Here is an 18,986-nt window from a genome sequence, read left to right on the forward strand (position 1 = left end):
CATCTGTTTAATCACCGGAATTTGAATATAGCATGCAGAACACCCCTTCATCCCAGATTGACAAAATTGACGATAAGCAATTTCATCAACTGGCTAGCCATCTATTGCAATCGATTGAACTATCGCTGGAAAATGCCGATGAGCGTTTAGATCTCGACCTTGATATTGCTCGTCAAGGGGGCAATGTGATTAATATTGTTTTTCGGGATCGTAGTGTGGTTGTGGTGAATACCCAGCCACCTCTCCATGAAATTTGGGTGGCCTGTAAAGCCGGAGGATTTCATTACCGTTGGGCCGGAATGATGAACCAGCCACTCTGGCTGGATACAAAAACTGGTAATGAGTTGCTTGCCGATTTATCCCGTTTTGTAAGTGACCAGGCTGGGCAGACAGTTGAGATTAATTTACTTGGTTAGTCGTTAAGACCTGTTCAACAATTGCATCATCAACCGCTTCAATTTTTGCTTTGCCAATTCTCTCAAGGGTGATGTAGCGAATTTCCCCACCCTCGGATTTTTTATCGATGCGCATTAAATCAAAAAAACGGCTGTTTCCAAGTTTGGGTGCGCAATCCGGCAGACCCATTGCCATAACGAGTTTTTTGATACGACTTACTTCCTCGGTTTTTAAATAACCCAGACGAGAAGATAAATCAGCCGCCATCACCATTCCACATCCCACGGCCTCACCATGCAGCCATTCTCCATAGCCTAAGCCAGATTCAATGGCATGGCCAAAAGTATGACCAAAATTTAAGATGGCACGAATCCCAGATTCCTTCTCGTCGGCGGCCACTACTGCCGATTTAATTTCGCAAGAACGCTCGACCGCATGACTCATGGCGCCACTATCGCAATTTAATAGTTCTTGACGGTGCGCTTCAATCCAATTAAAAAATTCAGTGTCTGCAATTGCGCCGTGTTTGATGACCTCCGCCAAGCCAGCTGATAGTTCTCTTGGCGGGAGTGATTTGAGGGTATCAAGGTCAGCAATAACCGCAACCGGCTGATGAAAGGCGCCAATCATATTTTTACCAAGCGGGTGATTAATCCCAGTCTTACCGCCTACCGAAGAATCAACCTGAGCCAATAAAGTCGTGGGTACTTGAACAAATTGAATGCCGCGCATAAAGCTAGCCGCTGCAAACCCCACCATATCACCAATCACGCCACCACCGAGAGCAATTAGTACTGATTTTCGATCAGCGCCATGCGTTAATAAAGCATCAAAGATTTTCTGTAGGGTAACCCAGTCTTTATACGACTCCCCATCGGGCAGGACAATTTCATGAACTGACTTCGCGTCGCCTGAAATGGTTTGGATCAACGTCTTACTATAGAGGGGCCCTACGGTCGTGTTGGTCACCACGAATACCGATTTGCCGGTAATCCAAGGTTTAAAGAGTTCCGGCTTTTTGAGAAGTCCCGAGCCAATGTAAATAGGGTAGCTGCGCTCACCGAGCGATACATTCAGAGTTTTCATGGGGCTAATTCAAGTTGCATGAGTAAAGAGCTTACGAGTTGATTGACGCTTGGTTTACCAGTTTCAATAATAAAGTCCGCGATTTCGCGATACAGTGGATCGCGAATGGCGTATAAGTTTTCTAAGATTGCTTTTGAGTCCCCATGTTGCAACAGGGGGCGACCTTCACCACCTTTAGTACGATGCCAAAGTTCAATTGGGTTGGCATGTAGATAAATGACCGTACCACGTTCAGCTAGTACCTTGCGGTTCTCTGGGAGTAATACTGCACCACCGCCGGTGGCGAGCACAATCGATTGCTCGCGGGTTAGCTCATCAATAATTTGTGCCTCGCGTTTACGAAAACCTGCCTCACCTTCCATCTCAAAAATAGTTGGTATTTTGACCCCGCAGCGCTCTTCAAGTGCGTGGTCAGAGTCAATAAAGCGCCGCTCAAGCTTGCGGGCAATTAATTTCCCCACCGTTGATTTGCCAGCCCCCATCAGCCCAATCAGAAAGATATTGGAATTTTTAATGTCCATTTCATCATTCTATTCGGGTTTATCTAAGATAGTAGGCGTTAAAAAGACGAGAAGTTCTGTTTTATCTCGCAAAGTTGATTGATGTTTGAACAGATGCCCAATCAAGGGAATATCACCTAAAAGCGGGATTTTGATAGTGTCATCACGTTCTGTAGTTTGATAAATACCGCCTAAGATGACGGTACCGCCATTCTCAACACTGACTTCGGAGCTCAGATTCTTGGTATCGATAGCGTAACCTTGTTCGGTCTTCATGCCCACGCTATCTTTATTAATGGCAACCAATAAAGAGACTTTGCCGTCATGATGAATCTTGGGAATCACCTCGAGACGCAAGTTCGCTTTACGGAATTGAATTTTGTTACCTCCATTTGAAGAGGAGGTTTGGTACGGTAGTTCAGTACCTTGTTCAATAGTTGCTTTCACCATATCGGCGGTCATGATGCGGGGATTGGACAATATCTTGCCCTGTCCATCGCTCTCAAGAGCACTTAATTCCACATCGAGAAGACGTGTGGCATTTTTACTAAGAAGGGTCGCCGCGGCAGTCACTGGCTCAAATCCACTAAGGCCGCCAGCCCCAAGTGGTGATCCTAGTGCAAGCGAACCCTGAACCCGATCGCCCCCTTCGGGGAGATTCTTTGCTTGCGAGCGCAAGCCAAGCTTGGCGCCAAGATTACGTGCAAAGCGATGGTCAGCTTCAACAATCCGCGCCTCAATCAAAATTTGCCGGGGTGTGCCATGATGCTCGCCCCCAAAGGGGAGTGCTGAGTCATCCCGACGTTGTTTTTGGAAAGCGTTGATTTCTTGATGCGGTGCAATCCAATAGACCCCCTGATTGCGTATGAACCGCAAGCCTCGGCTTGCCAAGATCGTTGATAACGCAGTTTGCCATGGAACATCGACAAGCTGAACATCAATACTTCCTTGAATACTAGGACTTAATACAAAATGCGTATTGCCAAGTTGCCCCAATACATGGAGCAAATCCACTAGTGGCATCTCTTTTGCTGAAATACTAATTGGAGTATTCAGTGCAGCATTACCACTGGCTGCGTGGTATGCAAATGTGTTTTGTGGGCCAAGTAAAAGCCAAATCCAACAGTATCGAAATATCACATGCTTCATGGCGAAATCAGCACCACTTGCTTTCCTCCGGGACCCTGTAAGGTGACCTGGGACTGGTCAAAGTGGGTGATCTGCCAGGAAGGTTTAGCAAACCCATGTTTTGCAAAGAGTCGACTTTGTTGGCCATCATGAAGCATCACGAAGGCGCCATCCTTATTCTTGCTAATACCCAAATGACGCCATTTCTTTAAATCGACCTCATCGGGATCGGGGATAACTGATCGCTTCGTTTCTTTGACAGAAATGTATCGCTTTGCTTGGATCTCCTCCAGAAACTCCATCATCTGCTCTAGATTTTCGTCAGCCTGGCTATGAAGTTCGTCAATTTGGCTTTGAATTGTCAACAACTCTTTCTTCATAGCTGTTTGGTTTGGTTCACCCTGGCCAAGTTCAGCAATTTCCCGAACCTGGATGGTCAAATAGACTAAAGTCACAAGAATCGCTATAAAACTAATTCCAGCAATGAGCATTCCTGGGTGAAGCGATGCTAGGGGCAATTCTTTGAAGGCGTTAAGGCCTGGCCAGGATTGGCTCATTTGATTGTGCCTTGGTGCCTGGTGCTTGCTTTGTAAATGATCAGCCTGGGTTTCATGCTCCAAAATAGCAGGATCGTTGCCTAGACTTTGCAAGGTTTCGTCAAAATCTTCTCGTTTGATATTGCGATAGACCATGCCCTATTGTGTTGGTGGGCGCTAGTGATTGAAATCAGCAAAACCGGATTGATTGATCGGTCATTCTTGCAAATGCTGTAGGACCATATAATTTGGGGATGGCTAATCCACCGAGCAAAAAACCGCCTTTCCAACGGGGCTCGGGCACTCGTTTTTCTGAGAAGTCAGGTGCCAGCCCACTAATTAAAGCCTTATTGATTTTGATGGTGGTGCTTGGCTTGTTATTTACCATGTTAGTCGCCTACGCATTCATTATTGCGAAGCCAAACTTACCGAACATTTCAGCGCTAGTGGATTACAACCCCAAAGAGCCATTACGGATCTATACCGCCGATAAGGTATTAATAGGTGAGTTTGGAGAGGAACGGCGAAGCGTTGTCCCTCTCAATGAAATCCCTGTCTATTTGAAGTATGCAGTGATCGCGATTGAAGATGATCGTTTCTATAGTCATGGCGGCGTTGATTACTGGGGCGTATTGCGAGCAACTTTAGCCAATTTAAGAGGAAGCCTCTCCCAAGGGGCGTCGACCATCACCATGCAGGTGGCACGTAATTTTTTCTTAAGCAATGAGAAAACCTTCAGTCGCAAGCTTTATGAAGTGCTACTTGCCTGGGAGATCGAGGCCCAATTAACCAAGGACAAGATTCTTGAGATTTACATGAATCAAATTTATTTGGGGCAACGCGCCTATGGATTTGCGAGCGCTTCCAAAATATATTTTGGTAAGGAACTCAAGGACATTAGCATTGCAGAGGCGGCGATGCTAGCAGGCCTCCCAAAGGCACCCTCTGCCTATAACCCGGTTAGTAACTATAAGCGCGCCAAGATTCGTCAAGAATATATTTTGCAGCGCATGCGCGATCTCTCATACATTACGCCAGCCGATTATGAAAAGGCGATGGCTGAGACCATTAAGATTCGAGGCCTAGGAAAAGAATTTGATACTCGCGCTGATTTTGTTGCTGAGATGGCCAGACAACTCCTTTTTTCTCAGTACGGTGACATTATTTATTCGCAAGGTATCAATGTTTACACCACGGTCTTAAAGGCAGACCAAGATGCTGCCTATGCTGCAGTTCGCAAAGGAATTTTTGACTATGATTTGCGACATGCGTATCGCGGCCCAGAGGGTTTTATTGAGTTACCAGAAGACCCTGTAAAGCGCCAGCGTACGATTGACGACGCCTTGCTTGATTACCCGGCGCTGGATGAATTGCAATCCGGGGTTGTATTGGAGGCGAGTCCCAAAGAATTAAAGGTCATGATTGCAACTGGTGAGCAAATCACCATTAAAGGCGATGCATTAAGACTTGCAAGTGCTTCATTATCCGAATCCGCACAGCCTAAGCGACGCATTCGTCCGGGCGCAGTGGTTCGACTGCTCAACGATGATGGGGTTTGGAAGCTGGCTCAATTACCTCAAGTCGAGGCTGCCTTTGTAGCCCTTGACCCCAACGATGGAGCAATCTTGGCCTTGGTTGGCGGATTTGATTTTCGTCGTAATAAATTTAATCACGTAACCCAGGCGTTTCGTCAACCAGGCTCGGCATTTAAACCCTTTGTTTACGCAGCTGCTCTCGAGCGGGGTTTAAGTCCTTCAACCATGGTGAATGACGCACCATTATCGATTGGGGCATTGGAGACTGGCAGTCAAGTGTGGCAACCCAAGAACTACGATGGCAAGTTCGATGGGATGATGCGGTTGCGAGCTGCATTGGCGAAGTCTAAAAATTTAGTATCGGTTCGGGTAATTCGCAAAATAGGCCCTTCGTATACCCAAGAATTTATTCAGCGCTTTGGTTTTGAGCCTGAGAAGCATCCGCCATATCTTACGATGGCCCTTGGCGCAGGTTCAGTCACACCTTTGCAAATGGCGAGTGCTTATAGCGTCTTTGCAAATGGCGGCTATTTCGTGAATCCCTATTTGATTGATAAGGTCACGGATGCAAAAGGTCAAACCTTGTTTGAGGCTAATCCGGTGCGTGTTGGAAAAAATGCGATTCGTGTATTGGATGAGCGAACGACCTTTGTGATGGATAGTATGTTGCAAGAAATTACAAAGACTGGAACCGCAGCGCGTGCCAGGCCTGCTTTAGGTCGTAACGATATCGCTGGAAAAACCGGTACAACGAATGATTCACACGACGCATGGTTTGCTGGTTACAACCCTCGGGTTGCGGCAGTGGCTTGGATTGGTTTTGATAACCCAAGAAGCCTCGGCGACCGTGAGACGGGTGGCGGCTTAGCATTGCCTGTCTGGATTAACTTTATGTCGGTCGCTCTACGAGGCGTCCCCGAGATAAACCGCACCCCTCCACCGGGAGTTTCTGAGTACGACGGCGATTGGATTATTCCTGAGTTCGCTCCCTTGGGCGGCGTTCGCCAAATTAACTAAGTAAAGATGGCCCGTAAAGCACGCTTGGTTATTGTTGGACAAGCGATGCATCTTTTGGTTCGTGGTCACAATCGTCAAATCATATTTAGCCATGATGCGGATTGCCGAATTTATCTTGACTGGTTACGTGATGCTGCTAAAGAGTTTGGATGTGCCGTTCATGCTTATGCCTTGATGCCAAACCATGCACACGTATTAGCCACCCCCCGTTTTGAATATTCCTTATCAAAAACGATGCAATCCTTGGGTCGCCGCTACGCGCAATACATCAATCGACAACAAGGGACTTCGGGCACGATTTGGGAAGGTCGCTTTTGTTCTTCCCTGATTGATCCAATGTATGCCTTACGAGTCCAGCGCTACATTGAACTTAACCCTGTGCGCGCCGGACTGGAATCTCGTGCTGAGGACTGTAAAAACACTAGCTACCAAAGCCATATTGGGGGCAAGGGTGAGACTTGGCTAACCGATCACCCAAGCTTCTGGGGTTTAGGCAACACCCCTTTTGAGAGGCAGCTAGCCTGGGTGGCTTTTGTGAGGGAGGGGGCGCCGCATCATGAGGATCGGGCAATTACTGAGCATTTAATCCGCTCAAGACCCTGGGTAAGTCCTGAATTTATCAAGCAAAATCCTAAGATGAGCCTGAATCAATGGCAGGTCAAGCCGCGTGGAAGACCAAAAAAACTTTAAGTCTGTCCCTATTTAATTTAATTTCTATTCTTCCGCCATTAGATAAATGGGACAGAGTCATTAAATTTCTATTGCATCCCTTAGTGGATTCCCCTATATTTACCCTCCCGGCCTCTATTTGAAGCAATCCATGGGGATTGCCGGCCGCATGACCAATTTGGATTAAATATGAATCATCTCGAGTTACGTCCGTCCGCTCAAGGTCTCTACGACCCTCAAAATGAACACGATGCCTGTGGCGTTGGTTTTGTGGCGCACATCAAGGGCAAGAAATCCCATGACATCATCACTCAAGGATTAAAGATCCTCGAGAACCTCGATCATCGAGGAGCCGTAGGTGCTGACCCACTGATGGGTGACGGCGCCGGAATACTGATTCAAATTCCTGATGAGCTGTATCGCTGCGAGATGAAAAAGCAGGGGGTCGAGTTGCCGCCCGTTGGCGAATATGGCGTTGGCATGATCTTTTTGCCTAAAGAGAACGCGTCACGTTTAGCGTGCGAGCAAGAGTTAGAGCGCACAGTACGTCAAGAAGGACAAATTGTATTGGGTTGGCGCGATGTGCCGATCGATCGTGCGATGCCGATGTCGCCCACCGTGAAAAAAACCGAACCAATCATTCGCCAAATTTTTATCGGGCGTGGTCGCGACATCATGACCACCGACGCACTCGAGCGTAAGCTCTATGTGATTCGTAAAACAGCAAGTCATGCGATTCAAGATTTGCACCTCAAGCACGGCAAAGAATATTTTGTGGCATCAATGTCTGCGAGAACCGTCGTATATAAAGGCCTCTTATTGGCTAGTCAAGTGGGCGCCTATTATTGCGATCTTAAAGATCCCAAAGCAGTGTCAGCTCTAGCATTGGTGCATCAGCGCTTCTCAACCAATACCTTCCCAGCGTGGGAACTAGCTCACCCATACCGTTTGCTTGCTCACAATGGTGAGATTAATACGGTGAAGGGGAACGTGAACTGGATTAATGCGCGCACGGGCGCGATTAGCTCGCCTGTACTAGGCGATGATTTACAAAAGCTATGGCCATTGATTTATCCAGGCCAATCGGATACCGCCTCCTTTGATAACTGCCTTGAGCTTTTGGTGATGGCTGGTTATCCGCTTGCGCAAGCCATGATGATGATGATTCCAGAGGCATGGGAGCAGCACACCCTCATGGATGAGAACCGCCGCGCCTTTTATGAGTACCACGCTGCCATGATGGAGCCATGGGATGGCCCCGCGGCGATGGCATTTACTGATGGGCGTCAGATTGGCGCCACCTTGGATCGCAACGGCTTACGACCAGCACGCTATTACGTGACCGATGATGATTTGGTCATCATGGCTTCTGAAGCTGGTGTGTTGCCGATTCCAGAAAATAAGATTGTGCAAAAGTGGCGCTTACAGCCTGGCAAGATGTTCATGATCGACATGGATCAAGGCCGCATCATTGATGATGTGGAGTTAAAGAACTCGGTCTCTAAAGCCAAGCCATACAAGAGCTGGATTGATGCGGTGCGCGTGAAGCTCGATGAGTTGGATGTGAGCAAAAAAGACACTCAGGATGATGCGAAACACATTCGCCCCGCAGCAAAATTACTCGATCGTCAGCAAGCATTTGGTTATAGCCAGGAAGATCTCAAATATCTGATGGCACCGATGGCACAGAATGCAGAAGAAGCAATTGGGTCGATGGGCAACGACAGTCCACTTGCGGTTTTATCCGATCGCAGCAAGTCGCTCTACAACTACTTTAAGCAATTGTTTGCTCAAGTTACTAATCCTCCAATCGATCCGATTCGTGAGAATCTGGTGATGTCTTTGGTGTCCTTTGTTGGACCAAAGCCCAACCTATTAGATACCAACAATATCAATCCCCCGATGCGTTTGGAGATCAGTCAGCCGGTCTTGGACTTGGATGACATGACCAAGGTGCGTCATATTGAACATTACACCGGTGGTAAGTTCCGTTCGTATGAATTAGATATTTGTTATCCAGTTGCCTGGGGCAAGGAGGGCATTGAGGCGCGTTTAGCCTCCTTGTGCGCTGAGGCAACCGATGCAGTGCGCAGCGGTTTCAATATTTTAATTGTGAGCGATCGCCAAGTGGATCGCGAGCATATGGCGATTCCTGCACTCTTGGCAACCTCGGCGATTCATCAGCATTTGGTGGAGCGCGGTTTACGAACCAGCACTGGCTTAGTGGTGGAGACTGGTAGTGCCCGCGAGGTTCATCACTTTGCCTTACTTGCAGGGTATGGCGCGGAAGCGATTCATCCCTATTTGGCGATGGAGACCTTGGCTGAGATGGCCAAAGGCCTCTCAGGCGACTTATCGTCTGAGAAAGCGATTAAGAACTTTGTCAAGGCGATTGGTAAGGGCTTGCAAAAGGTGATGTCGAAAATGGGTATTTCGACTTATATGTCCTATACCGGATCGCAAATCTTTGAAGCGATTGGCCTTAATCATGAGCTCATTGATAAGTATTTCAAAGGGACCTCTTCGAACGTAGGCGGAATTGGTGTGTTCGAAGTTGCTGAAGAAGCCTTACGGATGCACCATGCCGCGTTTGGTGATGATCCTGTATTGGCTGATATGTTGGATGCGGGTGGAGAGTACGCGTATCGGGTACGTGGTGAGAAACATATGTGGACACCCGACTCGATTGCAAAGTTACAGCATGCGACTCGCACCGGGCCAGAGAAAGGCTATCAAACCTATAAAGAGTATGCCAATCTGATTAATGATCAGAGTAAGCGTTTGATGACCTTACGCGGTTTATTTGAGTTCAAGATTGATCCGAACAAAGCCATTCCCCTTGATGAGGTCGAGCCCGCCAAAGAGATTGTGAAGCGCTTTGCAACCGGCGCTATGTCCTTAGGTTCAATTTCGACCGAGGCTCATGCAACTTTGGCAATCGCAATGAATCGTATTGGCGGTAAATCCAACACGGGTGAGGGCGGCGAAGATCCAAATCGCTATGTCAATGAACTCAAAGGGATTCCGATTAAGAAGGGTGAGACCCTCGCTAGTATTTTGGGCAAGGATGTCGTTGAGGCAGATATTCCATTGCAAGACGGCGACTCATTGCGTTCGAAAATTAAGCAAGTTGCCTCTGGGCGTTTTGGTGTGACCACTGAGTATTTGCGTTCAGCCGATCAGATTCAAATTAAGATGGCCCAAGGCGCAAAGCCAGGCGAGGGCGGTCAATTACCAGGTGGCAAGGTCTCGGACTATATTGGACGTCTGCGATTCTCAGTACCAGGCGTAGGTCTGATCTCGCCACCACCGCATCACGACATTTATTCGATTGAGGATTTGGCGCAACTCATTCATGACTTAAAGAACGTCAATCCACAAGCCGATGTTTCAGTAAAGCTTGTCTCAGAGGTGGGTGTTGGCACGGTGGCAGCAGGCGTGGCCAAAGCAAAGTCCGATCACGTCGTGATTGCTGGTCATGATGGTGGTACAGGCGCATCTCCTTTGTCATCGATTAAGCATGCTGGTACACCATGGGAGTTAGGTCTTGCAGAGACCCAGCAAACATTGGTACTCAATCAGTTGCGTAGTCGTATTCGTGTACAAGCCGATGGTCAAATGAAAACCGGCCGTGATGTTGTGATTGGTGCATTACTAGGCGCTGATGAATTTGGTTTTGCTACAGCGCCTTTAGTAGTTGAGGGTTGCATCATGATGCGTAAATGCCATCTCAATACTTGTCCAGTAGGTGTTGCGACTCAAGACCCCGAGTTGCGTAAGAAGTTTTCAGGCAAACCCGAGCATGTCGTGAATTTCTTTTTCTTCATTGCTGAAGAAGTGCGCGAGATTATGGCGCAGTTGGGAATTCGGACGTTTGATGAACTGATTGGTCGTGTTGATCTATTGGATACGCGCAAGGGCGTTGATCATTGGAAGGCGCAGGGCTTGGATTTCAGTAAAGTCTTTGCTCTGCCCAATGTGTCACATGACGAGCCTCGTCACCAAACGCTCACTCAAGATCATGGTTTAGGTGCTGCGCTTGACCATACCTTGATCGAGAAGAGTGAGCCAGCCTTAGAGCGTGGCGAGAAGGTCTCTTTCATTGTACCGATCCGCAACGTCAATCGTACGGTGGGGGCGATGCTCTCTGGTGAGTTAGCAAAACGCTATGGGCATTTGGGTTTGCCTGATGACACGATCCATATTCAGTTAAACGGTACGGCTGGACAAAGTTTTGCAGCATTCTTGGCGCGCGGAATCACCTTAGATCTCGTGGGCGATGCGAACGACTATGTCGGCAAGGGATTGTCGGGTGGGCGCGTTGTGGTGCGTGCGCCCCATGAGTTCCGGGGCGACGCGTCCCAAAACATTATTGTGGGTAACACGGTGTTGTATGGCGCGATTGAAGGCGAGGCATTTTTCAATGGCGTGGCGGGTGAGCGTTTTGCAGTGCGTAACTCCGGATCGATTGCAGTTGTCGAGGGCACCGGTGACCATGGTTGCGAGTACATGACGGGTGGCACAGTTGTCGTTCTTGGAAAGACCGGCCGTAACTTTGCCGCAGGCATGAGCGGTGGTATTGCCTATGTCTTTGATGAAGACGGACTCTTTGAGAAGCGTTGTAATACCACGATGGCAACCTTGGAGAAAGTACTGCCATCGTCGGAGCAGATTGCGAATATGCCTAAATCCACATGGCATGCACCAGTCAATGTCAAAGAGGGCGGCGAGCGTCAAACCGATGAGCAAATTCTAAAGACACTGATTGAGCGCCATTTCCGGTACACCGGATCAGAGCGTGCCAAGGCATTGCTAGCCGATTGGGACAAGTCGCGTGCGCGTTTTGTGAAGGTATTGCCTACTGAATATAAGCGGGCTCTCGGTGAATTGTGGGAGCGTGCTCAAGGGCAAGATCAAACCAAGCCTGTGATGGCTTGATCACGTGAATTGATTAATGAAGAATCTTTGGAGTAGGTATGGGTAAAGTCACTGGATTTATGGAATTTGAGCGGGTCGAAGAGACCTATGAAGCGCCGGTCAAACGAATTCATCATTACAAAGAATTTGTAGCTGCGCTATCGGATGCGGATGCAAAAGTACAAAGTGCACGTTGTATGGATTGTGGGATTCCGTTTTGCAACAACGGCTGCCCCGTGAACAACATCATTCCTGACTTTAATGATTTGGTTTATCACAACGATTGGAAAAATGCGATTGAGGTTTTGCATTCAACGAATAACTTTCCAGAGTTCACGGGCCGTATTTGCCCAGCACCATGTGAGGCAGCGTGCACTCTTGGGATCAACAAGCTACCAGTAGGTATCAAGTCGATTGAGCATGCGATTATCGATAAAGCTTGGGCCAACGATTGGGTAAAACCACAGCCACCTAAAACCAAGACTGGTAAGAAGGTTGCCGTGGTTGGTTCTGGCCCCGCAGGAATGGCAGCGGCTCAACAGTTGGCGCGAGTTGGTCATGATGTGACCGTTTATGAAAAGAATGATCGGGTCGGTGGTTTACTGCGTTATGGCATTCCCGACTTCAAGATGGAGAAGTGGTTGATTGACCGACGGGTTGAGCAAATGCAAGCCGAAGGTGTTACTTTTGTAACCGGGGTTTTTGTCGGTAAAGAGACGCTAGGCAAAGAAGTAAAGAACTATGCTCAAAAAACGGTAAGCCCGCATGAATTACTCAAGAGCTTTGATGCGGTCATTATCAGTGGTGGTGCTGAGCAACCCCGCGATTTGCCAGTCCCCGGTCGTGAGTTAAGTGGAATTCATTTTGCTCTGGAGTTTTTAATTCCACAAAACAAGGAAGTGGCTGGCGATCTCAAAAATGAGATTCGGGCAACAGATAAGCATGTGGTTGTGATCGGTGGTGGTGACACCGGTTCGGATTGCGTAGGCACATCCAATCGGCATGGTGCAAAGCATGTTACGCAGTTTGAGTTATTGCCTCAGCCGCCTGAAGAAGAGAATAAGCCTTTAGTTTGGCCCTATTGGCCCACTAAACTTCGCACCTCGTCTTCGCATGAAGAAGGTTGCGAGCGCGACTGGTCGGTTGCCACCAAGCGGTTTGAAGGCAAAAACGGCAAAGTAGAAAAACTCATTGGGGTGCGTTTAGAGTGGAAAGACGGCAAGATGAGTGAGGTCCCAAATTCAGAGTTTGAAATCAAGGCTGATTTAGTTTTACTCGCCATGGGTTTTGTTTCCCCAGCACAGCAAATCTTAAATGCTTTTGGTGTAGAAAAAGATGCGCGCGGTAATGCAAAGGCTACGACGGATGGTCATCATGCCTATCACACCAATATACCTAAGGTGTTTGCGGCAGGCGATATGCGGCGCGGCCAATCCTTAGTGGTTTGGGCAATCCGAGAGGGTCGCCAATGCGCCCGTGCGGTCGATGAGTATTTAATGGGATCGTCGGTATTGCCCCGATAATCAAGTCATGCCCACTAATCTGACCTTAGGTGCGATTGATTTGCCCGTTGTCTCCATTCGGGGGGTGGATTTTTCATATGCCCCGGGTGAGCGTCAAATTTTGGGTGGGCTTCATATGGAGTTTCGCCGCGGCCAAGTGGTTGCGGTGATGGGTGGTTCGGGTTGCGGTAAGACCACAGTATTGCGATTGATCGGCGGACAGGTGACGGCTCAAACGGGTTCGGTGGAGTTTGAGGGTCGTGAGATTTCTGCGATGAATAGTGATGAGCTGATGCAGGCTCGCCGTCGTATGGGCATGCTATTTCAGTTCGGTGCCTTGTTTACTGATTTGAGTGTGTTTGAGAATGTTGCTTTTCCATTGCGCGAGCACACGAACCTAAGCGAAGAGCTGATTCGTGATTTGGTGCTGATGAAATTAAACGCAGTGGGTTTACGCGGCGCTCGCGATTTAATGCCATCGCAGATTTCAGGGGGGATGGCGAGACGGGTTGCGCTAGCGCGGGCGATTGTTTTGGACCCGCCTCTCATCATGTACGATGAGCCATTTGCGGGACTTGATCCAATTGGTTTAGGGATTACAGCGCGATTAATCCGCAATCTCAATGATGCCTTGGGTGCAACCAGTATTCTGGTGACACACGATGTCGAAGAGACCTTCGAGATTGCAGACTACGTGTACTTTATTGCCAATGGCAAGATTGGGGCGCAAGGTACGCCCGATGAACTCAATCGCTCAACCGATCCCTTTGTTCGCCAGTTTTTAGATGCCTCACCAGAAGGGCCGGTGCCGTTTAATTATCCAGGCCCGGATTTGGCTAGTGATTTTGGATTGCACCGTTAATGAATCTCGAACCAAGCTCTAAGTCAAATCCAATCACGAACACACTGGGCGATCTCGGATTTTTTATTCGTAAGAATATTACTGGCCTTGGGTATGCCGCTCGGATGTTTGTCTTGGTGCTGATGCGTTCTGGTGCGCTACTTAGGCGACCCCGTCTGGTATCGGATCAAATTTTGTTCGTCGGTAACTATTCCTTTGTGATCATTACCGTATCGGGCTTATTTGTTGGTTTTGTATTAGGGTTGCAAGGCTATTACACCTTAACGCGTTACGGTTCCGAACAGGCCCTTGGTTTATTGGTTGCTTTGTCGTTAACACGTGAACTGGGTCCCGTGATTACTGCTTTATTGTTTGCGGGTCGTGCTGGCACTTCGCTCACAGCAGAGATTGGTCTTATGAAAGCGGGAGAGCAGTTATCCGCCATGGAGATGATGGCAGTAGATCCATTACGTCGGGTAATCGCACCGCGTTTATGGGCCGGGATTATTGCGATGCCAATTTTGGCCACTATCTTTACTGCGGTTGGTGTTTTGGGTGGCTATCTAGTGGGTGTACCCCTGATTGGGGTCGATAGCGGTGCATTTTGGTCCCAAATGCAAGGTGGTGTTGATTTATTTGATGATATTGCCAATGGCTTTATTAAAAGTGTTGTCTTTGGGGTGGCCGTGACATTTATTGCCCTTTATCAGGGGTATGAGTCAAAGCCTACTCCGGAGGGAGTGTCGCAAGCGACTACGAGGACTGTGGTGCTCTCGTCTTTAGCAGTGTTGGCATTGGACTTTTTATTGACCGCGATGATGTTCTCCAATTAAAGCGTAGGACAAGATCGGAATAAACTAGGATTCTTATGAAAAAAAGTGCAATTGATATTTGGGTCGGGTTATTCGTAACGATCGGCATGTTAGCCATGCTTTTTCTGGCACTTAAGGTGGGCAATATGAGTGCTGTGTCATTTGCGCCAACGTATACGGTCTCGGCCCGCTTTGACAATATTGGTGGCTTAAAGCCGCGTGCACCGGTAAAAAGTGCTGGCGTTGTGGTCGGCCGTATTGCCACCATTCAGTTTGATGACACGACCTATCAGGCTACAGTGACGATGACGATTGAAAAGGCCTATCAGTTTCCCAAAGATTCGTCGGCAAAGATCTTAACGTCAGGATTGTTAGGCGAGCAATACATTGGTCTTGAAGCGGGTGGTGATGAGCAAATGCTCGCCGATGGGGGCAAGATCACCCAAACCCAATCCGCTATTGTTCTAGAAAATCTCATTAGCCAATTTCTATACAACAAGGCAGCGGATACCGGGCAAGATAAAGGCGATACCAAGTCAGGTACCAAATAATCTCATTATTTAAGAACTAAAACCATTGTGATTTTTCTAAAGCGCCTGTGCGTTACTCTTCTGAGCCTTTGCATCATCGGATGTGCGAGTATCCCGGCAGGCAGCGAGCCATCGCCGCACGATCCTTGGGAGTCCTTTAATCGCTCAGTTTTCTCTTTCAATGAAGGATTGGATGAGTATTTGTTAAAGCCAATCACCAAAGGCTATCGATTTATTCTGCCAAAGCCAGCGCAGCAAGGCATTGATAACTTTTTTGGTAACTACCGCGACATCTACACTTCCGTGAATAATTTATTGCAAGGCAATGTCAGTATGGCCTTTAGTGATCTAATGCGGGTGGTCGTTAATACCATTTTTGGATTAGGTGGGTTTATTGATATGGCCACACCGGGTGGCTTAGAAAAACACAAAGCGGATTTTGGGCAGACCTTTGGTGTTTGGGGTGTTCCGCCAGGACCCTATGTGGTCTTGCCGTTTTTTGGGCCAAGCAATGTACGCGATACCTTTGGTACCGCAGTCGATTTAGAAACCGATTATCTTTTCCGTCTCTTGCCGGACGTAGCTTTGCGTAATAGTTTGACGGGATTGCGGATTGTTAATGCCCGTAATAACTACTATGAGGCAGGCGATCTTTTGGAAGGTGCGGCGATTGATAAGTACACCTTTACACGTGATGCCTATATTCAGAGGCGTCAGTATCAAATTGATCAGGCTAAAGAGGGTAAGGAGCCTCCTGCCCCAGTCTATGAGAACCCCTACGAGTAAATGGTTCAAAGAGACTAAAATTGTTTCTTTACCTTTTTGATCGGTTTATCGTGAAAACAGCCTTTCTAACATTTTTTGCCTTTTTGCTTTCAGGCGCGCTTGGGATTGCCAACGCCCAAAATGCACCAGACTCTAATACACCTGATGGTCTTATCAAAATGATCGTGGCTGATGTGATGGCCTCCGTGAAAGCCGACCCTGAAATCCAGAAAGGCAATATTCCTCGCGTCGTGGATTTAGTCGAAAAGAAAATTGTTCCCTACACGGATATGCGCAGAACCACGCAATTGGCCATGGGAAGAAATTGGAGTAAGGCAACCCCAGAGCAGCAAAATCAATTGATTGCCGAGTTCAAGTCTTTATTGATTCGGACTTATTCAGGAGCCTTAAGTCAGTTGCGTGATCAAACGGTTCAATACAAACCCTTTCGTGCAAATCCGAGTGACACCGATGTGATCGTTCGCACCGTGGTGATTGGTAAATCAGATCCCATTCCCTTGGACTATCGCCTTGAGAAAACCAATGATGGCTGGAAAGTTTATGACATCAACATTATGGGGGCTTGGTTAATTGAGGCTTACCGAAATCAATTTACCAATCAAATTAGCCAAAACGGTGTCGAAGGCCTGATCAAGTTTTTGCAAGAGCGCAATGCGATGTTGGCAGGTAAGAAGTAAATATGAGTTTTGCTTTACCTCACCGAGTTAACCAGACGAATGCCGAGAAGATTACAAAGCAGGGTAGTGAGGCATTTACTAAGGATTATCAAGTCGATTGTTCTGCCCTGTCTGACTTTGATTCAAGTGTGCTGGCGGTTTTGCTCGCATGGCGCCGCCAGCTGCAAGAGCGTAATCAATCCTTGGTGGTTTTAAATCCTCCTGCGAAGTTAAAAGTGCTCGCTGGTGTCTACGGAGTGACTGATCTTTTAGGACTTCAATAATTTATGCAGTCCGCAGTTTTAGTCGAGCATTTAAGTAAATCGTATGGTTCATTGCAAGCCCTCAAGGATGTTTCTTTAGATATCAAAGAGGGCGAGTTTTTTGGCTTACTTGGCCCCAACGGCGCTGGTAAGACCACTCTCATTTCTATTTTGGCTGGTTTGTGCCGTCCTGATTCTGGTCGTGCATTCATTATGGGCACGAATGTGCAAACTAATTTTATTGAGGCGCGTCGTTTACTCGGTGTGGTTCCTCAAGAGCTGGTGTTTGATCCCTTTTTTACAGTGCGCGAGACCTTGCGGTTTCAATCGGGTTACTTTGGGATTCGGAACAATGACGATTGGATCGATGAGATCATGACGCATCTCGACTTAACCAGTAAAGCCAACAGTAATATGCGTTCGCTCTCTGGGGGTATGAAGCGGCGCGTTCTGGTCGCGCAAGCCCTGGTTCACCGTCCTCCAGTGATTGTGTTGGATGAGCCAACTGCTGGGGTGGATGTCGAGCTACGTCAGTCCCTCTGGAAATTTATTAGTCGGCTTAATCAAGATGGCCATACCATTTTGCTCACCACGCACTATTTAGAAGAGGCTGAATATTTATGTGGTCGGATTGCGATGCTCAAGTCTGGTCAAGTGGTGGCATTGGATACCACTCAAAATTTGCTTGCACGCTACGGATCCCATAAGGCGCAAGCAGGTCAAGAGGTCGATCTTGAGGATGTATTCATTCAGATCATGGCGGGAGAGTAGTCGCAATGCCAATTCCATTTGAATACGGCAGTGGTTTTCCAACCCTACTCCGAAAAGAGATTAAGCGTTTTTATAAGGTTGCCTTTCAAACGGTTGCTGCCCCTGTCTTGACCGCCGTGCTGTACCTCATGATTTTTGGGCATGTTTTAGAAGGCCGCTTGGTGGTGTATGACAAGTTAACGTACACCGCGTTTCTCATTCCGGGCTTAGTGATGATGAGCGTGTTGCAAAATGCCTTTGCCAATACTTCTTCTTCATTAATTCAATCCAAAATTACCGGTAATTTGGTGTTTGTCTTACTGGCACCACTCACGCATCTTGAGTTTTATTCAGCCTATGTGTTAGCTGCAGTATTTCGGGGGGTTGTGGTGGGTCTGGGTGTTTTAATCATTACCCTCTTATTTGATGTGCCGGCTATGCATAACCCTTTTTGGATTATTTTGTTTGCATTCATGGGGGCTGCGATCTTGGGTGGCTTGGGATTGATTGCGGGTATTTGGGCCGATAAGTTTGATCAGTTAGCTGCCTTTCAGAACTTTTTGATCATGCCCGCCACCATGCTCTCAGGTGTGTTTTATTCGATTCATTCCTTACCAGAGATTTGGCAATTCATTTCACACCTGAACCCATTCTTTTACATGATTGATGGCTTTCGCTATGGATTTTTTGGGGTCTCGGATGTTTCGCCCTGGCTAAGCCTGACCATTGTCACTTCGTTTTTCTTGGTCGTCTCAGGGTTGGCTCTGCGTTTACTACAATCGGGTTATAAATTACGCCATTAATGAAGGATTGTGATGTTTCCTACCCCTGAACAAGTGAAAAGCTATATCAGCGAGAAGCTCCCTTGTACGCATTTAGAGGTCGAGGGTGATGGGCAACATTTTTATGCCACCATCGTGAGCCCCGAGTTTGCAGGCAAGCGCTTGGTGCAGCGCCATCAGTTGGTCTATGCAGCCTTGGGTGATCGAATGAAGGCCGAGATTCATGCACTCTCGATCAAAGCCTTTACGCCCGACGAGTTTGCGACTCAATAAATTACCT

At 47.8% G+C, this 18,986-nt stretch carries 18 protein-coding genes; 14 read left to right on the forward strand and 4 right to left on the reverse strand.

What is annotated here, in order from left to right; translation table 11 throughout:
- Positions 1-32 precede the first annotated feature (32 nt).
- Positions 33-416, forward strand: a complete 384-nt coding sequence (cyaY, locus tag QUE62_RS00435) for an iron donor protein CyaY (protein WP_286223790.1) — start codon at positions 33-35, stop codon at positions 414-416.
- On the opposite strand, the gene aroB is transcribed toward cyaY, so the two are convergent.
- The 4 genes from aroB to QUE62_RS00455 are packed head-to-tail and all read right to left on the reverse strand — an operon-like array spanning position 400 to position 3,802.
- Positions 400-1,482, reverse strand: a complete 1,083-nt coding sequence (gene aroB / locus QUE62_RS00440; RefSeq protein ID WP_286223791.1) for a 3-dehydroquinate synthase — start codon at positions 1,480-1,482, stop codon at positions 400-402. The two genes, cyaY and aroB, sit on opposite strands and share 17 nt — an antisense overlap.
- Positions 1,479-2,003, reverse strand: coding sequence for a shikimate kinase (locus QUE62_RS00445; protein ID WP_286225449.1), 525 nt, complete (start codon positions 2,001-2,003; stop codon positions 1,479-1,481). The genes aroB and QUE62_RS00445 overlap by 4 nt, the downstream gene beginning before the upstream one ends.
- Before the next feature lie 9 nt (positions 2,004-2,012).
- On the reverse strand, positions 2,013-3,131 hold the full coding sequence (locus QUE62_RS00450; RefSeq protein WP_286261660.1) for a secretin and TonB N-terminal domain-containing protein: 1,119 nt from the start codon (positions 3,129-3,131) through the stop codon (positions 2,013-2,015).
- Positions 3,128-3,802, reverse strand: a complete 675-nt coding sequence (locus QUE62_RS00455; protein ID WP_286223794.1) for a hypothetical protein — start codon at positions 3,800-3,802, stop codon at positions 3,128-3,130. Before QUE62_RS00455 ends, QUE62_RS00450 begins: the two co-directional genes overlap by 4 nt.
- A 98-nt stretch (positions 3,803-3,900) precedes the next feature.
- Between QUE62_RS00455 and QUE62_RS00460 the strand changes: the two genes are divergently transcribed.
- The 13 genes from QUE62_RS00460 to QUE62_RS00520 all read left to right on the forward strand — a co-directional run bounded on the left by QUE62_RS00460 (position 3,901) and on the right by QUE62_RS00520 (position 18,979).
- Positions 3,901-6,198 (forward strand): penicillin-binding protein 1A, encoded by a 2,298-nt coding sequence (locus QUE62_RS00460; protein WP_286223795.1) that lies wholly within the window; start codon positions 3,901-3,903, stop codon positions 6,196-6,198.
- 6 nt (positions 6,199-6,204) lie between these two features.
- Positions 6,205-6,888 carry a transposase gene (locus QUE62_RS00465; protein ID WP_286223796.1) on the forward strand — a complete coding sequence of 228 codons (684 nt, stop codon included), beginning with the start codon at positions 6,205-6,207 and terminating at the stop codon, positions 6,886-6,888.
- A gap of 168 nt (positions 6,889-7,056) precedes the next feature.
- The gene (locus QUE62_RS00470) at positions 7,057-11,805 is read left to right on the forward strand and encodes a glutamate synthase-related protein (protein WP_286261661.1); all 4,749 of its coding nucleotides are present in this window, start codon (positions 7,057-7,059) and stop codon (positions 11,803-11,805) included.
- 38 nt (positions 11,806-11,843) lie between these two features.
- On the forward strand, positions 11,844-13,307 hold the full coding sequence (locus tag QUE62_RS00475; RefSeq protein WP_286226848.1) for a glutamate synthase subunit beta: 1,464 nt from the start codon (positions 11,844-11,846) through the stop codon (positions 13,305-13,307).
- A gap of 7 nt (positions 13,308-13,314) precedes the next feature.
- Positions 13,315-14,148, forward strand: coding sequence for an ABC transporter ATP-binding protein (locus QUE62_RS00480; RefSeq protein WP_286223799.1), 834 nt, complete (start codon positions 13,315-13,317; stop codon positions 14,146-14,148).
- Complete coding sequence (mlaE, locus tag QUE62_RS00485; protein WP_286261663.1) at positions 14,148-14,960, forward strand: lipid asymmetry maintenance ABC transporter permease subunit MlaE; 813 nt, start codon at positions 14,148-14,150, stop codon at positions 14,958-14,960. The genes QUE62_RS00480 and mlaE overlap by 1 nt, the downstream gene beginning before the upstream one ends.
- Before the next feature lie 35 nt (positions 14,961-14,995).
- Positions 14,996-15,490, forward strand: a complete 495-nt coding sequence (mlaD, locus tag QUE62_RS00490) for an outer membrane lipid asymmetry maintenance protein MlaD (RefSeq protein ID WP_286223801.1) — start codon at positions 14,996-14,998, stop codon at positions 15,488-15,490.
- 27 nt (positions 15,491-15,517) lie between these two features.
- Entirely contained in the window at positions 15,518-16,255 is a 738-nt protein-coding gene (locus tag QUE62_RS00495; RefSeq protein ID WP_286223802.1) for an MlaA family lipoprotein, read from the forward strand.
- A gap of 20 nt (positions 16,256-16,275) precedes the next feature.
- Positions 16,276-16,932, forward strand: a complete 657-nt coding sequence (locus QUE62_RS00500) for an MlaC/ttg2D family ABC transporter substrate-binding protein (protein ID WP_458574789.1) — start codon at positions 16,276-16,278, stop codon at positions 16,930-16,932.
- A gap of 2 nt (positions 16,933-16,934) precedes the next feature.
- A complete protein-coding gene (locus QUE62_RS00505) occupies positions 16,935-17,195 on the forward strand; it encodes an STAS domain-containing protein (protein WP_286261665.1) in 261 nt (86 codons plus the stop codon).
- 3 nt (positions 17,196-17,198) lie between these two features.
- Positions 17,199-17,945 carry an ABC transporter ATP-binding protein gene (locus tag QUE62_RS00510; RefSeq protein ID WP_286261667.1) on the forward strand — a complete coding sequence of 249 codons (747 nt, stop codon included), beginning with the start codon at positions 17,199-17,201 and terminating at the stop codon, positions 17,943-17,945.
- A gap of 5 nt (positions 17,946-17,950) precedes the next feature.
- Positions 17,951-18,727 (forward strand): ABC transporter permease, encoded by a 777-nt coding sequence (locus tag QUE62_RS00515; protein ID WP_286261669.1) that lies wholly within the window; start codon positions 17,951-17,953, stop codon positions 18,725-18,727.
- 12 nt (positions 18,728-18,739) lie between these two features.
- The gene (locus QUE62_RS00520; protein ID WP_286225459.1) at positions 18,740-18,979 is read left to right on the forward strand and encodes a BolA family protein; all 240 of its coding nucleotides are present in this window, start codon (positions 18,740-18,742) and stop codon (positions 18,977-18,979) included.
- The last annotated feature ends 7 nt before the right edge of the window (positions 18,980-18,986 follow it).

The organism is Polynucleobacter sp. HIN9 (assembly GCF_030297635.1).
Lineage (GTDB): Bacteria > Pseudomonadota > Gammaproteobacteria > Burkholderiales > Burkholderiaceae > Polynucleobacter.

Coding starts and splice junctions, on each gene's coding strand:
- mlaE (WP_286261663.1), top strand. CDS start 14,148: ATGAATCTCGAACCAAGCTCTAAGTCAAATCCAATCACGAACACACTG.
- QUE62_RS00455 (WP_286223794.1), bottom strand. CDS start 3,802: ATGGTCTATCGCAATATCAAACGAGAAGATTTTGACGAAACCTTGCAA.
- QUE62_RS00470 (WP_286261661.1), top strand. CDS start 7,057: ATGAATCATCTCGAGTTACGTCCGTCCGCTCAAGGTCTCTACGACCCT.
- QUE62_RS00480 (WP_286223799.1), top strand. CDS start 13,315: ATGCCCACTAATCTGACCTTAGGTGCGATTGATTTGCCCGTTGTCTCC.
- QUE62_RS00520 (WP_286225459.1), top strand. CDS start 18,740: ATGTTTCCTACCCCTGAACAAGTGAAAAGCTATATCAGCGAGAAGCTC.
- QUE62_RS00505 (WP_286261665.1), top strand. CDS start 16,935: ATGAGTTTTGCTTTACCTCACCGAGTTAACCAGACGAATGCCGAGAAG.
- QUE62_RS00450 (WP_286261660.1), bottom strand. CDS start 3,131: ATGAAGCATGTGATATTTCGATACTGTTGGATTTGGCTTTTACTTGGC.
- QUE62_RS00475 (WP_286226848.1), top strand. CDS start 11,844: ATGGGTAAAGTCACTGGATTTATGGAATTTGAGCGGGTCGAAGAGACC.
- mlaD (WP_286223801.1), top strand. CDS start 14,996: ATGAAAAAAAGTGCAATTGATATTTGGGTCGGGTTATTCGTAACGATC.
- aroB (WP_286223791.1), bottom strand. CDS start 1,482: ATGAAAACTCTGAATGTATCGCTCGGTGAGCGCAGCTACCCTATTTAC.
- QUE62_RS00445 (WP_286225449.1), bottom strand. CDS start 2,003: ATGGACATTAAAAATTCCAATATCTTTCTGATTGGGCTGATGGGGGCT.
- QUE62_RS00515 (WP_286261669.1), top strand. CDS start 17,951: ATGCCAATTCCATTTGAATACGGCAGTGGTTTTCCAACCCTACTCCGA.
- cyaY (WP_286223790.1), top strand. CDS start 33: ATGCAGAACACCCCTTCATCCCAGATTGACAAAATTGACGATAAGCAA.
- QUE62_RS00460 (WP_286223795.1), top strand. CDS start 3,901: ATGGCTAATCCACCGAGCAAAAAACCGCCTTTCCAACGGGGCTCGGGC.
- QUE62_RS00510 (WP_286261667.1), top strand. CDS start 17,199: ATGCAGTCCGCAGTTTTAGTCGAGCATTTAAGTAAATCGTATGGTTCA.
- QUE62_RS00465 (WP_286223796.1), top strand. CDS start 6,205: ATGGCCCGTAAAGCACGCTTGGTTATTGTTGGACAAGCGATGCATCTT.